Source organism: Pseudomonas sp. GW821-FHT01E10 (assembly GCF_059422365.1).
Genome location: NZ_JBWKWT010000011.1, coordinates 100,182 through 114,622, shown reverse-complemented (window position 1 = coordinate 114,622; position 14,441 = coordinate 100,182). Strand labels below are relative to the sequence as shown.

Below are 14,441 nucleotides of genomic sequence, written 5' to 3'. Positions count from 1 at the left end.
ATTCAATGCTCTTTCGGGGGCCGGATCGATCATGCACAGGGACAGAACAATGAACATCGCTACCGCCACAGTGAACGCCGGCAGCCCACCGCCTCCTGTCATCCAGGAAAGCGCCAATCAGTCCCTCCTCAATCCGGTGGACGTGAGGAATACCCTCACGATCGAGGTGACCGATCCGACGTTGCAGCCCACCGACCAGGTGAGTGTGGCCTGGACAGGTGCACCGGGCTCCGGAGCAAACGGCTCTCTCACTACGGCTTTCATCAACGCCGGTAACACTCGGCCGCTGGTGATTCGAATCCCGGTTTCGCTAGTACTCTTCAATCTGAGCCAGACGGTGACGGTGACTTACACCATCATTCGCGGCACCGCTGCACCCGTGACTTCAGAGCCACAGGTCGTGTACGTGCTGCCTCTGGCGCAACGCGATTTGCCTCGTCCCTTCATCACCCAGGCAGAACAGTCCGGGGAAGGTCCGATACTGGACATCAATGGCCTGACCGACATTACCCTGCGTATCAACGCGTGGCCCTTGAGCGCTCGGGGTCAATTCCTTTGGTTGTGGCTTGAGGGCAAGAACGCCGACGGCAGCGATTTCCGTATGAGGTACTGGAGTGCGCCGAGCAATGTCATCACTGACGAATTCATCCGTTTCGGTTTTTACGAGCGAAGCCACTCCGCCAATGCCTTGCAAGGGCTCAAGGACCGCAGCGTACTGACCCTGAAGTTGATGGTGGGGCTGCAAGGGAGCCCGGATGAGTCCCTTGCCCAGCCGTTTGCCCATCGAAACTATATCGTCCTGACAAACGCAGCGACCCCGCCCGCGATCTTGTCGGTCACCGGTCCCGACGGCCAGGACATCGCCGATGGCGCAGACACCCCTCACACTAGCGTTACGTTAAGCGGCAGTGCCGGGGCTGGCGGTGAAGTGGAAATTTTTGATGGGCCAACCCCCCAAGGCACGGTCATAGCTGTTGGTAGCGCCTGGACGTATAAGGTGGCTGTATTGACGGGCGGCTTGCACGTTTTCACGGTTAAGCTGGCGGATGGCAGTGGAGGGGCGTCCAGCCCATGGACAATCAACGTTGTGCTGCAAAACCTGGAGCTGACGATTGCAGAGGCGCCTGATAACGGCAATCTGGATCCTATTGCGGCATTGACGAGGCTGACGGCTGTCCTGGATTACAACATGCAGGCCGATGACAGGATCAGGGTCATCTGGACTGCTGCGCCAGGAACACCCGCTGCGGGCTCACACACCACCAATACCGTTCAGGCCGGCACTACCATCCGACCCAGGATAATCCAGCTGCCCGTTTCGCTGTTGGCTTTCAGCTTGGGCAAACGGGTGACGGTGAGCTTCGAATATGATCGCGGAACAGCACTCCCGGTGGTTTCACGGCCGCTTGTCCTGAACATCGGGACTATTCCGGCAAACTGGTTCGTCCCTCCGGTAATCACCCAGGCGAACGGTACGACGGTGCTGAATCTGGCCAATGTGCAAGCCGGGGCAACGCTCCTGTTTGGCGGTTGGCCGCTTATTGCCTCCGGTCAGCCGATCTGGCTGGATTTTGAGGGCCAGAACGCCAGTGGGGGCAGCCACAATCTCACCATGTGGACGGGCCCCAACTTCGCAGTCCATCGAAGTTGGGTGTTGAACGGCCGCTACAGCGTTACCGTTTTGTACAGTTATTTGAAGGATCTGGCGGAAGGCAGCCTGTTGTCCATTCACTTCAGGGTCAATTTGGATCAGGTCCCGAATCCGGCGACGGCGGTGGTCTTCGCCGCACGTCAGTACACCATTCGGGCCATTCCTTGAAGAAGGGCTGGCGGGAGGTGTGTTTAACGGCGTTTATCGTTACTTGATGAAAGCTACAGATCCTTGCGCCGTTGCCTACGACTGCGCCAGAATCCGCCGGCTTGTGCGCTTTGGGCCTGGTCTTTATCGTTTCCGTATCGCTGCCAATCAGCGATCGGGTTTAGCGACCTGAACAGGTATAAGCGCAACAACGCTCCGTCATATTGCAGGCATTCCATGTCTGCAGTTTCGATATGGTGGCTGTGCGCGGGAGGCCCTCGGGTCTGCCGGGTCTTATACCTCTCGGTTCGCTAACCTGCGTACAGCCGCCACCCTTACTTGTTTAGCGACAGGTACTGGTGGTTCCATCAGGTATAACGGAGATTCACCATGTTCAAAGCCACACCTAATCCGCCAGCAACCGATGACGTTTCCCCCTACGATCCCCTCGATCCCAAAAAACTCAACGAAGCCGCCGAACGCGCCCTCGATCACTACCTCAAACCGTCTGACACCAAGTCCCCACGCAAACCGAGCACGATTTACACCGTCGCCCCGGACATCAACATCGAAGAGCTGCTGACCAATGCCTGCGAGTCCTTTGCCTCGGCCAAGGTGATCGCCAGTGACTGCGCCGGATTTCTGGAGGGGCCGCAGCGCAATACGATACTGGGCGTCGCGCAGCTCATCATGTTCGGCGAGTTGGCGGTGAGTCGGGCGCTGGACAGTCTGGAGCTGAAGGCCAACCCGGCCCTATGACCTGAGGTCAAACGCTGACCCCTGTGGCGAGGGAGCTGGCTCCCGCTCGGCTGCGCAGCAGTCGTAAACCCTGTACATGCGGTCTACCTGATGCAATTGGGTCGAATGGTTTTGGGGCTGCTTCGCAGCCCAGCGGGAGCAAGCTCCCTCGCCACAATTCCCGCGGTACAAAGAGAGCACGTACATTCAATTTTTCCCTACCCCTTGGCGGCACTATTCAATCCAATGATTGAACAGGGGTGAGTCATGAACGCTTCGCAAAGGGATGAACAGGCGCGGGATGTCGGGCTGCTGTTTCTGCGGGTCAGCGGTGGTCTGTTTCTGCTGTGGGTTCACGGCTTGCCCAAGCTGCTGGACTTCAGTGCGCAACTGCAACTGATCGAAGACCCGTTCCACCTCGGTGCCCACCTCACCCTCAGCCTGGCGATTTTCGCCGAAGTGCTGTGCCCGCTGCTGATTGTCGCTGGTGTTCTGGCGCGTCTGGCGTGCTTGCCTATTCTGTTTGTGCTGCTGGTGGCGCTGCTGGTCGTGCACCCGCAATGGAGTGTGGCCGAAGGGCAGTTCGGCTGGCTGTTGTTGATCATCTTCACCTCTGTGTTTATCGCCGGGCCTGGACGGCTGGCGCTCAATGTTCGTTTGCCCGGAGTGCTCCGTTATGTCTGAAGCCCAAACTCAAAAAGCGCCGGGGTCCGATGAGATCGTGACGCTGATCGTCAAGCACCGGGTCAAGGCCGGTTTCGAAGCAGCCTATGAAGCCTGGCTGCGCAACATCGTCAGCGTAGCGGGGCGCACGGAAGGGCATCTGGGCGTGGACGTGATCCGCGGCAAGAACGCGGGCCTGGACATGTTCACCTGCGTGCTGCGCTTTTGCTCCACCGAGGCCATGCAGCACTGGCTCGATTCGCCGCAACGTCAGTCGTTGATCGATGAAGCCGCGCCGATGCTGGCCGACGGCGACCAGACCGAGGTCAACCCGGTCAACGAATTCTGGTTCGCGCCGCTGGCCGATGCCGCCTCACCGCCACCGCGCTGGAAGCAGGCCGTGGTGTCGTTGCTGGTGATTCTGCCGCACACCTTGCTGGTGCCGCTGCTCTGGGGGCCGCTGCTCAAACTCAACGCTTTTCTCTCCAACTACCTGGTCGCCACGTTCCTGATCACCCTGACCATCGTGGTGTCGGTGGTGTACGTGTGCATGCCGGCCGCGACTCGCTTGTTTGCGCCGTGGCTGACGGCCAGTCAGCCACGGGAGCACCTCGAATCCAACGCAAATTCGCCGCGCTGAACCGGCGCTTTTTTGCTTCATTTCACTGATGACGAAGGAACTGCGATGAACGCCGATCTGATTCTGTTCAATGGTCAATTTCATACCGTAGACCGCGAAAAGCCCCTCGCCAGCGCCGTGGCGATCAAGGGCGGCCGCTTCGTCGCGGTCGGCACCGACGCCGAAGCCATGGCCCTGCGCGGCTCGGGCACCCAGGTGATCGACCTCAAGGGTCGCTGTGTCATCCCTGGCCTCAACGACTCGCACCTGCACCTGATCCGTGGCGGTTTGAACTACAACCTCGAACTGCGCTGGGAAGGCGTGCCGTCCCTGGCTGATGCGTTGCGCATGCTCAAGGAGCAAGCCGACCGCACACCAACGCCGCAATGGGTACGGGTAGTCGGTGGCTGGAACGAATTCCAGTTTGCCGAGAAGCGCATGCCGACCCTGGAAGAGCTCAACCAGGCGGCGCCGGACACCCCGGTGTTCGTGCTGCATTTGTACGACCGCGCCTTGCTCAACCGCGCTGCATTGCGGGTTGCCGGTTACACCCGCGACACGCCGAACCCGCCGGGTGGCGAAATCGTGCGTGATGCCAACGGCAATCCGACCGGCATGTTGGTCGCAAGGCCGAACGCGATGATCCTCTACTCGACCCTGGCCAAGGGGCCGAAGCTGCCGCTGGAATATCAGGTCAACTCGACCCGCCAGTTCATGCGTGAGCTCAACCGCCTCGGTCTGACCAGCGCGATCGATGCCGGCGGTGGTTTCCAGAATTACCCGGACGATTACCAGGTGATCGAGCAGTTGGCGAAAGATGATCAACTGACCGTGCGTATCGCCTACAACCTGTTTACCCAGAAGCCGAAAGAAGAGCTGACCGATTTCCAGAACTGGACTGGCAGCGTCAAGTTGCACCAGGGCGACGACTACCTGCGGCACAACGGCGCCGGCGAGATGCTGGTGTTCTCGGCGGCGGACTTCGAGGACTTCCTCGAACCGCGTCCGGACCTGCCGCAGACCATGGAGCAGGAGCTGGAGCCGGTGGTTCGCCACCTGGTGGAACAGCGCTGGCCGTTCCGTTTGCACGCCACTTACAACGAATCGATCAGCCGCATGCTCGACGTGTTCGAGAAGGTCAACCGCGACATTCCGTTCAACGGCCTGCCATGGTTCTTCGACCACGCTGAAACCATCACCCCACAGAACATCGAGCGGGTAAGGGCGCTGGGCGGTGGCATTGCGATCCAGGACCGCATGGCGTTCCAGGGTGAATATTTTGTCGACCGCTACGGCAAGCAGGCTGCCGAATCTACGCCACCGATCAAGCGCATGCTGGCCGAGGGTGTACCGGTCGGCGCCGGCACCGATGCCACGCGAGTGTCCAGCTACAATCCATGGACCTCGCTGTACTGGATGGTCAGCGGCCGTACCGTCGGTGGTCTGGCGCTGTATGAGGAAGGTTTGCCGCGCACCACTGCACTGGAACTGTTCACCCACGGCAGCGCCTGGTTCTCGTCGGAACAAGGCAAGAAAGGCCAGATCAAGGTCGGGCAACTGGCGGACCTGGTAGCACTGAGCGCGGACTTCTTCAGCGTCGAGGAAGAAGCGATCAAGTGGATCGAGTCGGTATTGACCGTGGTCGGCGGCAAGGTGGTGTACGCCGCCGGCGACTTCGAAAAACTCGGACCTGTCAGCCTGCCGGTGCTGCCGGACTGGTCGCCGGTGGCGAAGGTTCCGGGACACTGGCGGCCGAACGCGCCGATGCAGGCGCAGGTGCACCAGTGCAGCGGCCCGTGCGCCGTGCATACCCACAGCCATGAGAAGGCCCGTATGTCGAACGTGCCGGTGAGTGACTTCGCCGGTTTCTGGGGCGCCTTCGGCTGTTCCTGCTTCGCGTTCTGAGTCTTGCAACAAAAGCGTCGGCCATGTGTGGTCGACGCTTCACTCACCACCCTCCGAGGAGTTTCACATGAGCAACGTTCCTTACAAACGTCTGAACAAAGATGACGCCGTTGTGCTGCTGGTCGATCACCAGACCGGCCTGATCTCTCTGGTGCAGGATTTCTCGCCCAACGAATTCAAGAACAACGTGCTGGCCCTGGGCGACATCGCCAAATTCTTCAACCTGCCGACCATCCTCACCACCAGTTTCGACGCAGGCCCGAACGGCCCGATCGTGCCTGAACTGCGCGAGCAATTCCCGGACGCGCCGTTCATTCAGCGTCCAGGCCAGATCAACGCCTGGGACAACGAAGACTTCGTCAAAGCCATCAAGGCCACCGGTCGCAAGCAACTGATCATCGCTGGCGTGGTGACTGACGTCTGCGTGGCGTTCCCAACCCTGTCGGCCATTGCCGAAGGCTTTGAAGTATTCGTGGTAACCGACTCTTCCGGTACCTTCAACACCACCGTGCAACAAGCGGCGTGGGCACGCATGTCGGCGGCGGGTGCACACCTGCTGAACTGGTTCGCCGTGGCCTGCGAGCTGCAAGGCGACTGGCGCAACGACATGGAAGGCCTGGCCAACCTGTTGTCCCAGCGTCTGCCGAACTACCGCAACCTGATCAACAGCTACACCAAGTTCACTGCCAAGTAAGGCATTGAAGAAAAATGCCCGCGATGTGCGGGCATTTTTTTGTACTGCTCGAATGTCCTCTGCATCAGCGCTTCTGCAACCATCCCAGAAACCCACCTTTCCTGATCGGCACCGGTTTGGCCATCAACGCCAGCCGACTGTTTTGCTGGCGCACCGCCTGCAACTTGTTCAACGCCCGGCCCACTTCGCTGCGTTGTTCCATGCACTGGCGGGTCAGGTTCTTGTCCAGACGGTAGATGATCGAAGATGTCAGCGCGGTGAACGTTGCCTGCGACGGCGTATCGGCCAGGATGCTCTGTTCGCCCATGACTTCGCTTGGCCCCATGCGACCGGCCTCGGTGAAACCATTGCCGTCCGGCACGCTGGCGCTGACGACGCCAGTGGCGATCACGAACAGGCTGTCCGGCACTTCAGCCAGATCCAGCACCACCTCACCGGCGGCGTATTGTTGCGCGACCATCGATTCGGCGAGGCGGTCGCGTTCCTCATGGCTCAGCGAGCGGAAAATCTTCACTTCATCGAGCAGTGCGCGGGCGCGGGTCGAGGGCTCGATCACGCCGTCGGGGTGTCGCGAGATGCCGGCCGCTTCCAGATGGCGATGGGCGAGGTCGAACAGTTGATTGCGCACGTCGCTCTTTTTGCCCAGTTCGGCGATGAACCCGCTGGCCACGTATTCGGACATCTCTTCGCCAGCCTCTTTGAGCACCGCTTTTGGCGCGGGCGAGAGCAACAGACTGCTGCTGCCTTGCAGCGTGCGGTCGAGGGCGTCGAGCACCCGGCGTGGGCGGATGTGGTTCGCCACCTTGATGCTGATCGACACCCCGTGCAGGTTGTTCGGGCGGCTGAGGTTGACGATCTTGGCCTTGGCCGCCACCGAGTTCGGCACCACGGCCATCGTGCCGGCGCTGCTCAACAGGTGCGTGGCGCGCCAGTTAATGTCCAGCACTTTGCCTTCGACGCCATCGATCACCACAAAGTCGTCCACCTGATAGGGTTTGGTGGTGTTGAGCACAATGCCGGAGAACACGTCAGCCAACGTACTTTGCAGCGCCAGACCGACCACGATGGCGAACACGCCGGAAGTCGCCAGCAGACCCTTGACCGGCAGATCGAGCACATAACCGGCGGCCGCGACGATAGAGGCCAGAAACACCAGCGCACCGATCACGTCCTGCAGCAAACGGCCGCTGTGACCTATGCGACGCATCAGCACCAGACCGAACACCTCGGTGAGCACTCGTGCGGCGTACAACCACCAGATAATCCCCAGCGCCGTTGCACCGAGTTGCGCCACCGGGTCATCGGCAACCAACGGTGTCTGCAACGGGCTGACGCCAGCGTTGATAATCAGCGCGCTGAACGCCAGAAACAGCACCAGCCGCACACCGACCTTTGGCGCGCGATGCTTGAACGGGACGAGGTGCCAGAGCAGGGCGTCGAGCACCAGCAGCAGGGCGCTCCAAGGCAACAGGTGGGCAGAGAAAAGGCTCATGGATTGCACTCCAGCGGGCACAAAAAAACTCGCCACACCCTGAGGTGTGGCGAGAGGTTGGGCTTAGTTCAGATGCGTCTTGAGCTCAGCCGCGGCCTGACGTACCGCCGCTTTGACTTCCGGAATCTGATTCAGCGGATTGAGCAGGCCAAAGTCATGAATCATCCCGTTGTAGCGCACCGAGGTCACCGGCACACCGGCCGCATCGAGGTGGCGGGCGTAGCCTTCGCCTTCGTCACGCAGCACGTCGAATTCGGCGGTCTGCACCAGTGCCGCAGGCAGGCCCTTGAGTTGTTCGGCGCTGGCATTCAGCGGCGAGGCATGGATCTGCGCACGCTCGGCCGGGTTGGTGGTGTAGTTGTCCCAGAACCACTGCATCATCCCTTTGGTGAGGAAGTGCCCTTCGGCGAATTGCTGGTACGAGCCGTCGTCGAACTGTGCGTTGGTCACCGGCCACATCAACAGCTGGAAGCGCAGGGCAGGGGTTTTCTGTTCCTTGGCCATCAGCGCCACGACTGCCGCCATGTTGCCGCCGACGCTGTTGCCGGCCACCGCCAGTCGCTTGCCGTCGACACCGATCTCTTTGCCATGCTCGGCCACCCATTTGGTCGCGGTGTAGGCCTGGTTGATGGCGGTCGGGTAGTGCGCTTCGGGCGACGGCGTGTAGTCGACGTATACCGCGACTGCGCCGGAGCCCACCACCAGGTCACGGATCAGGCGTTGGTGAGTCGGGAAGTCGCCCAATACCCAGCCGCCACCGTGGAAGAACATGAACACCGGCAACTCGCCCTTGACCTTGGCCGGACGCACCACTTTCAGGTTGATGGTCTGGCCGTCGACCTTGATCGCCTTGTCGCTGACTTCAACACCCGACAGATCTACCTTCACCGAAGCCTGGGCACCGGTCAGCACCGCGCGGGCGTCTTTCGGGCTCAGTTGTTCCAGCGGTTTGCCACCGCCGGCGGCGAGGGCATCGAGGAAGGCCTGGGTGTTGTGTTCGACACCGGGGCTGCCGGCGGCGAATGCGTTGCCGATGGACAGGGCGAGGACGGAAGTGGCGAGGGTTTTCTTGATGTTCATGTGCAAATCCTTTTTAAATCGTTTGAGTTTTTATGCCTTGGGATCGGGCTGCTGTGGCGCTGGGGTTCAGGCCTCAGCAACACCGTGAGCACAGATTAATAAGATGTCTGAAAGCGAAAAAGCGGCTATAAAGCGATTAACTGTCAACCAGAGAGTGACAATGAACCCGTTCGAAGACATGCGTATTTTTTGCCAGGTCATGGACTCCGGCAGCTTCACGGCGGCGGCCGATCAGTTGGGCCTGTCCAAGCAGTTCGTCAGCCGTCGGCTGATGCAACTCGAAGAGCGCCTCGGTGTGCGCCTGCTCAATCGCTCCACCCGACGGCTGGACGTCACCCCGCTGGGGCAGAGTTATTACGAATCGGCCCTGCGCCTGCTCAGTGAAGTCGAGCAAGTGGAGCAGGGCATCGCCGGCCAGACCATCGAGCCTCGCGGGACCATTCGCCTGAGTGCACCGTTGTCGTTTGCCGTGGCGCATTTGGGCTGCTTGCTGCCAGTATTTTTGCAGCGTTATCGCGACGTCACCGTCGAGGTCGACCTGAGTGATCGGCCGGTGGACTTGCTCGGTGAGGGATACGATTTGGCCTTGCGCATCGGCGTGCTGGAAGACTCGACACTGATCGCCCGGCGCATTGCCGTCATCGAGCGGGTGTACTGCGCCAGCCCGGCGTATCTGGCCGAACGTGGCACGCCGCTTGAACCCGAGGAGTTGCACAGCCACGATTGCCTGCCGTACGGCCATGGCCGCCAGGTGCAATGGCGGTTCGAAGGGCGGGGCAAACCGCTGACCGTCAATGTCACCGGGCGGATGCGGGTCAACAACGGTGAACTGCTCAAGGACGCGGCCATCGCCGGCATGGGCATCACGTACTTGCCGACCTTCATCGTCGATTCGGCCCTGGAGGACGGTCGGCTGGTGCCGGTGCTGGATGATTTCCGCCCCGAGCCGCTGACCTTATCGGCGGTCTACCCGCAGCACCGTCAGGCCTCGCGACCGGTGCAGGCGTTGATCGAGTTCTTGCGTGAGCGGTTGAATCAACAATAAGGGGTTAGTAGCGGTATCGTTGATTACAAGATCGCAACAAACCCCTGATGTGGTTTTTCCTGACGCTGATCTAGACTCGTGCCGGTCAATCAAAGGCCCGGAATCTGGAGCGTGCAATGGAAATGCCGACAAAAGAAAAAGCCATCGCCAGCAATCGCGATGCATGGAATGACTCCGCCCAACACCACAAAGACACCCCCGAATGGCAGGCCCGTTTGAGTGCGGTGAGCCATGGCGATTTTTCCTGCCTGGATGACACCCTCACTAGGTTGCTCCAACAGGTCGGTGTCGACGGCAAGGATGTGGTGCAACTGGGCTGTAACAATGGCCGGGAAAGCCTTTCACTGTTTGCGCTGGGGGCCCGCAGCGCAGTGGGCGTCGACCAGTCCGGGGCCTTTCTCGATCAGGCCCGGGAGCTGGCATCCCGTTCGCCTCATCAGCCCGAATTCATCGAGGCTGATATCCATCACCTGCCGACAGAGCTGCACCAACGCTTCGACGTGGCGCTGATCACCATCGGCGTATTGAACTGGATGCCGGACATCGGCGAGTTCTTGCGCCATGCCGCGCAAACCCTCAAGCCCGGCGGCAGCCTGGTGATTTACGAAACCCACCCGTTCCTGGAAATGTTCGACCCCGAGTCAGCCGATCCCTATCGCCCGGACAGCTCGTATTTTCGCAGTGAGCCTTTCGTCCAGGACCAACCGATCGTCTACGAAGGCAAAGTCGAACAGCAGGCCTCGGCGTCCTACTGGTTCGTCCACACCCTGGGCGCGATCTTCACCGGTGCCGTCGAAGCGGGGTTGCAGATATGCCATTTCAAGGAGTACCCGCATTCCAATCGCGAAGAACTCTACGACAAGTATCAGCAGCAAAAGGCGCAGTTGCCGTTGTGTTACACGTTGGTGGCGGTGAAGCGAGCGACGTAGTGCCTGGGGTATTTTCAGAGCGTTGAGTGATTTGCCGCGTGCCCTGGTTGCGCGCAGAGATCAATGCCCAAGGCATGAATGACCTTTAGAACAGTATCAAAACGTGGTTTCGCCCCGGGTGCGAAGGCCTTGTACAGGCTTTCGCGCCCCATTCCGGAATCTTTGGCAATTTGTGTCATGCCGCGAGCCTTTACCACGTAGCCGATAGCACGAAGAAACTCTTCGTTGTCGCCGTCTGCCAATACCTGAGAGAGGTATTCGCTGATGGCTTCGTCACTGTCGAGCAGTGCCGCCATGTCGAAGTTTGTTAGTTTGTGATTCATGCTTCTGGCTCCTCGTTCCTGTGCGAATGTATCTGTTAGCGCAGGCATGAGGAGTCAGTTGGTTCTTTTATGATGGGTGTATTTTTCCCTGAACTGTGTAGGCAACTGACCCCATCGCGGGAAAGCCCTAATGTCAGTCAGTTAAGCCGTAATGCAATCTGTAGCAGCTGGCGAAGCCTGCGTTCGGCTGCTCAGCAGTCGTGAGTCGGACTAACGCGGTCAGCCTGATGCACCACAATCTCTGGTTTTACGACTGCTGCGCAGCCGAACGCAGGCTTCGCCAGCTGCTACAAGGAGTGCGTCGCGGCTGAAATTGTTTAACTGACTGGCATTAGGGCAAGCCCGCTCCCACAGGGAGATGCGGCCAAATGTGGGAGCGGAAGCCAATCACGCCTGCGCCGCCGTCACCGGCCGTTGTTCCGGTTTGCGCAGTGCCGTCAGCCGCGAGCCGGTGTAGTAGGTTTCGCGGAAGAAGCGCCAGCGGCCGAACAGGTCGTAGACGTGGGTGATGCGCCCTTGCTCCTGGTAGTCCATGCGGATGTGCATTTTCATCGCCTGGATGTTGCGGGTATCGCAGACGTCGACGATCTTGTTGCACCCTTTGGCCCGCATCGCGTCCCAGAGCTTGAACTGGGCGTCCATCGACAGGCTGGTGCCGAAGTATTGAGGGATCATTTCACCGCCGAACTCGAAAAACTCACCAGGGTTGATCCGGAACCAGCAGCCGTAATAGTGCCGGTCGAAGTAGTCCCTGGCACTGCCCCAGATGAATCCGATGGCATCACCTTCCTCGTTCACGTACATGTGTCCGGTGTGACCCTCGGCGGCGATTTCGGCCATGGCCTTGACGCGATTGCCGTAGTACTTGGTGAACGCGGTGGCGTTTTCCGGGGTGATGATCACCAGGCGCAGGCCCGAATAGGGCCGCAGATTTTGCGGCGCCACCGGGGTCACCAGGTCGCGCCCCAGCCACAGCAGCTCCCTATGGAAATACACGTAGCGCTTCCAGAGCGACTGGAGCGTGTGGAGCAGGCCTTTTTGTTTGATGCGTTCGCGAATCTTGTCGATGGCGCTCATGAAGTCCTCCGAGGCTGAAGCCTGGGTGTGGTGGGTAACGTTTTCGATGGCGAAAATCAGGATTTCAACGGGTGCAGTTCGGTCGGGTAGTGCGGCTCCTCTTTGGATGCCCTTGGCACCACGGCATAGGACACCCTCGGAACACCCCCGAGACGCTGATCCAGCACAAGGCTCAGCGACTCGCCCGGGTCTAGGTAGGCATCGCCAAAATCGGCGCCGATATGGATCGGATGGACGACGATTTCCAGCAGGCCGTCGATTGGCATCGCCACGGTGCGCAGGTCGACCGGGGTGCAGACGTTCTGGGCGGTCGCTCCGGACAGGCTGTTCAGGCGATGGTTGAGCAACGTCTTGAACACTCGCTTGGGCACGCTCAGGTTACTTCCCAGATCGCGCGCCAGTCGCACGGGCACCCCTTGGCGGGCAGCAAACCGCGCGACGATTTCACCGATGGGCCAGATGTTGTGCACGTGCTGATGGGAATCGAGGTGGCTGGGGTGCAGGCCGTTGTCCAGGCAGCGTTGCCATTGGGCTTCGAGTTCCTCCAGCACCGCGTCGCGATCCAGGCGGTTGAGCCAGAGGCTGTGGCGGGGCAGGCTGAGGTCGAACTCACCCTGGCTGTCGCAAAATGTCGAGCGCGCGCGAATCGACAGGCTCAACGGCCGGCCGTATGTGAGGTTGAAGTGCAGCCCGATCCGCCCCTTGAGCAATGGTTGCCGGGCCAGGACGCAGGCCGCTTCGAAGGCCGGCATGTTGGCCATGGCGGTTGCGGAGCTGATGACTCCAGCGTGGAAGGCACCCAGTATCACCGCATTTTCACTCGGGCTGAGGCCGAAATCGTCAGCGTTGACTATGACTTGGCGAGGCATGGCTGCCCTCTCTTTCTTGTTCGGTGGGTGCAGCGTCTTTGGCGACAATAGGTGCCTGTATAGGTGTAAGCGTAGGAGCAACCAGCGTTGCTGCACGCCTGGCCTGCCACTTTTTTAACCCGGGTTTGATTCGGTGCCAGAGTCGCAGGGCCAGCCCCAGGGCGAGGCCGCTGGGGCGCCAGGAGTAGAAACTCCAGCGCCAGTGCTCCAGTTGGCCGGTCATGCGCTCCAGGAGTTGATGACTGGAGTTTTCCAGGCTGATCCGCGAGGCATCGACCCAGTGCCAGTTGTCGTCCAGCCCCCAGTGGATCCACTCTTCAAGCAGCACACGACCGCTGCCCAGATCAGCGTGTTGCGGCAGGAACGCCAGGTTGTAGTCGTACAGCCGACCCTGTTCCAGCAAGCCGATGCGGTAGCTGATGCAACGCCCGTCCAGTTCCAGCACCACCACCCGCACTAGTCCTTCTTCGGCGAGGGCGGTGAAGGCTTGCTCGATCCATTGCCGGTAGCGGTCATTGGTGAAAATCCCAACGCCTTGAAGGCCTTTCCAGCTCAGCGCTTCGACTTTGCCGAGGGTCCGCAACAGTGGCCTGATGGTGGCGGCGTCGGGGGTTATCCGTCGGATCTCGGCACCGCAAGCCGCGATGCGTTTACGTGCACGGCGCAGTTTGTAGCGGGGGTCGCCGGACACTTCCTGATGGTCGGCCTCGCTGATCAGGTGCACCGGCACCCGACAGCTGAGGCGGCGCTCGCCGGTCGAGCTGTGGGCCATCCAGGTGGTCAGTGCACTTTCTTCGCCGATGGGTTCGCACAATTCATTGAGTTGCAGCATCGCATGGGGCACGCGACGGCGGATGATCACCAGCGCCTTGCGCATGCTCTCGGCATCGAGGCAACTGAGCAGGGCCAGGCGATCGGTGAGGGGGTAACCGAGGTGATGCAGGACTCGAAACGGTAGCCCGCCAAAGCGCTCCACGGACACCACCAGCGGCAGGCACAAGGCCAATTCATCGCCGTGCCAGCCGAGCAGAACGTGCAAGCGTTCCCCGGCAAGCAGTGCCTGTTCCGATGCGCGCAGCCAGGCGAGGGTGTTGAACGGCGTATTGTCCGTCACGCGCCAGCGCAACCCCTCATAAGCGGCTGTTGGAAAGTCCGGAGCGCACAACGACGTGCGCCATTCGAATCGAGCCATCATAGGTTCAGACCGCC

General features: G+C 60.5%; 14 protein-coding genes. 8 read left to right on the top strand and 6 right to left on the bottom strand.

What is annotated here, in order from left to right; all coding sequences use genetic code 11:
- The first annotated feature begins 49 nt into the window (after positions 1-49).
- The 6 genes from AC07V0_RS19775 (at position 50) to ycaC (ending at position 6,417) form a co-directional block, all read left to right on the top strand.
- The gene (locus AC07V0_RS19775; protein ID WP_173861171.1) at positions 50-1,819 is read left to right on the top strand and encodes a hypothetical protein; all 1,770 of its coding nucleotides are present in this window, start codon (positions 50-52) and stop codon (positions 1,817-1,819) included.
- A 369-nt stretch (positions 1,820-2,188) separates the two neighbouring features.
- Positions 2,189-2,557, top strand: coding sequence for a DUF6124 family protein (locus tag AC07V0_RS19770; RefSeq protein ID WP_086944973.1), 369 nt, complete (start codon positions 2,189-2,191; stop codon positions 2,555-2,557).
- A gap of 246 nt (positions 2,558-2,803) precedes the next feature.
- Positions 2,804-3,220, top strand: a complete 417-nt coding sequence (locus AC07V0_RS19765) for a DoxX family protein (RefSeq protein WP_064618759.1) — start codon at positions 2,804-2,806, stop codon at positions 3,218-3,220.
- Positions 3,213-3,839, top strand: coding sequence for an antibiotic biosynthesis monooxygenase (locus tag AC07V0_RS19760; RefSeq protein ID WP_018925556.1), 627 nt, complete (start codon positions 3,213-3,215; stop codon positions 3,837-3,839). The genes AC07V0_RS19765 and AC07V0_RS19760 overlap by 8 nt, the downstream gene beginning before the upstream one ends.
- A gap of 45 nt (positions 3,840-3,884) precedes the next feature.
- Complete coding sequence (locus AC07V0_RS19755) at positions 3,885-5,723, top strand: amidohydrolase (protein ID WP_018925557.1); 1,839 nt, start codon at positions 3,885-3,887, stop codon at positions 5,721-5,723.
- A 67-nt stretch (positions 5,724-5,790) separates the two neighbouring features.
- On the top strand, positions 5,791-6,417 hold the full coding sequence (ycaC, locus tag AC07V0_RS19750) for an isochorismate family cysteine hydrolase YcaC (protein ID WP_028941293.1): 627 nt from the start codon (positions 5,791-5,793) through the stop codon (positions 6,415-6,417).
- A 64-nt stretch (positions 6,418-6,481) separates the two neighbouring features.
- Here ycaC and AC07V0_RS19745 read toward each other — a convergent pair whose 3' ends face one another.
- Positions 6,482-7,909, bottom strand: coding sequence for a mechanosensitive ion channel family protein (locus tag AC07V0_RS19745; RefSeq protein WP_086944972.1), 1,428 nt, complete (start codon positions 7,907-7,909; stop codon positions 6,482-6,484).
- 63 nt (positions 7,910-7,972) lie between these two features.
- Positions 7,973-8,989 (bottom strand): alpha/beta hydrolase, encoded by a 1,017-nt coding sequence (locus tag AC07V0_RS19740; RefSeq protein ID WP_018925560.1) that lies wholly within the window; start codon positions 8,987-8,989, stop codon positions 7,973-7,975.
- A gap of 160 nt (positions 8,990-9,149) precedes the next feature.
- Here AC07V0_RS19740 and AC07V0_RS19735 point away from each other — a divergent pair, with 160 nt between their 5' ends.
- Positions 9,150-10,034 (top strand): LysR family transcriptional regulator, encoded by an 885-nt coding sequence (locus tag AC07V0_RS19735; RefSeq protein WP_086944971.1) that lies wholly within the window; start codon positions 9,150-9,152, stop codon positions 10,032-10,034.
- Between the two features lie 116 nt (positions 10,035-10,150).
- A complete protein-coding gene (locus AC07V0_RS19730; RefSeq protein WP_086944970.1) occupies positions 10,151-10,963 on the top strand; it encodes a class I SAM-dependent methyltransferase in 813 nt (270 codons plus the stop codon).
- A 14-nt stretch (positions 10,964-10,977) separates the two neighbouring features.
- Here AC07V0_RS19730 and AC07V0_RS19725 read toward each other — a convergent pair whose 3' ends face one another.
- From AC07V0_RS19725 to AC07V0_RS19710, 4 genes are all read right to left on the bottom strand, one after another.
- Positions 10,978-11,286: an addiction module antidote protein gene (locus AC07V0_RS19725; protein WP_086944969.1), complete on the bottom strand. Its 309-nt coding sequence runs from the start codon at positions 11,284-11,286 to the stop codon at positions 10,978-10,980.
- Between the two features lie 387 nt (positions 11,287-11,673).
- Positions 11,674-12,363: an N-acetyltransferase gene (locus tag AC07V0_RS19720; protein ID WP_086944968.1), complete on the bottom strand. Its 690-nt coding sequence runs from the start codon at positions 12,361-12,363 to the stop codon at positions 11,674-11,676.
- Between the two features lie 56 nt (positions 12,364-12,419).
- Positions 12,420-13,232 carry a ChbG/HpnK family deacetylase gene (locus AC07V0_RS19715; RefSeq protein WP_086944967.1) on the bottom strand — a complete coding sequence of 271 codons (813 nt, stop codon included), beginning with the start codon at positions 13,230-13,232 and terminating at the stop codon, positions 12,420-12,422.
- Positions 13,204-14,427: a GNAT family N-acetyltransferase gene (locus AC07V0_RS19710; RefSeq protein ID WP_086945150.1), complete on the bottom strand. Its 1,224-nt coding sequence runs from the start codon at positions 14,425-14,427 to the stop codon at positions 13,204-13,206. Before AC07V0_RS19710 ends, AC07V0_RS19715 begins: the two co-directional genes overlap by 29 nt.
- Positions 14,428-14,441 lie beyond the last annotated feature (14 nt).

Bases quoted from the DNA above. Each gene is read 5' to 3' on its own strand.
- AC07V0_RS19770 (WP_086944973.1), top strand. From the start codon at position 2,189: ATGTTCAAAGCCACACCTAATCCGCCAGCAACCGATGACGTTTCCCCC.
- AC07V0_RS19710 (WP_086945150.1), bottom strand. From the start codon at position 14,427: ATGATGGCTCGATTCGAATGGCGCACGTCGTTGTGCGCTCCGGACTTT.
- AC07V0_RS19760 (WP_018925556.1), top strand. From the start codon at position 3,213: ATGTCTGAAGCCCAAACTCAAAAAGCGCCGGGGTCCGATGAGATCGTG.
- AC07V0_RS19755 (WP_018925557.1), top strand. From the start codon at position 3,885: ATGAACGCCGATCTGATTCTGTTCAATGGTCAATTTCATACCGTAGAC.
- AC07V0_RS19735 (WP_086944971.1), top strand. From the start codon at position 9,150: ATGAACCCGTTCGAAGACATGCGTATTTTTTGCCAGGTCATGGACTCC.
- AC07V0_RS19745 (WP_086944972.1), bottom strand. From the start codon at position 7,909: ATGAGCCTTTTCTCTGCCCACCTGTTGCCTTGGAGCGCCCTGCTGCTG.
- AC07V0_RS19775 (WP_173861171.1), top strand. From the start codon at position 50: ATGAACATCGCTACCGCCACAGTGAACGCCGGCAGCCCACCGCCTCCT.
- AC07V0_RS19765 (WP_064618759.1), top strand. From the start codon at position 2,804: ATGAACGCTTCGCAAAGGGATGAACAGGCGCGGGATGTCGGGCTGCTG.
- AC07V0_RS19725 (WP_086944969.1), bottom strand. From the start codon at position 11,286: ATGAATCACAAACTAACAAACTTCGACATGGCGGCACTGCTCGACAGT.
- AC07V0_RS19730 (WP_086944970.1), top strand. From the start codon at position 10,151: ATGGAAATGCCGACAAAAGAAAAAGCCATCGCCAGCAATCGCGATGCA.
- ycaC (WP_028941293.1), top strand. From the start codon at position 5,791: ATGAGCAACGTTCCTTACAAACGTCTGAACAAAGATGACGCCGTTGTG.
- AC07V0_RS19740 (WP_018925560.1), bottom strand. From the start codon at position 8,989: ATGAACATCAAGAAAACCCTCGCCACTTCCGTCCTCGCCCTGTCCATC.
- AC07V0_RS19715 (WP_086944967.1), bottom strand. From the start codon at position 13,232: ATGCCTCGCCAAGTCATAGTCAACGCTGACGATTTCGGCCTCAGCCCG.
- AC07V0_RS19720 (WP_086944968.1), bottom strand. From the start codon at position 12,363: ATGAGCGCCATCGACAAGATTCGCGAACGCATCAAACAAAAAGGCCTG.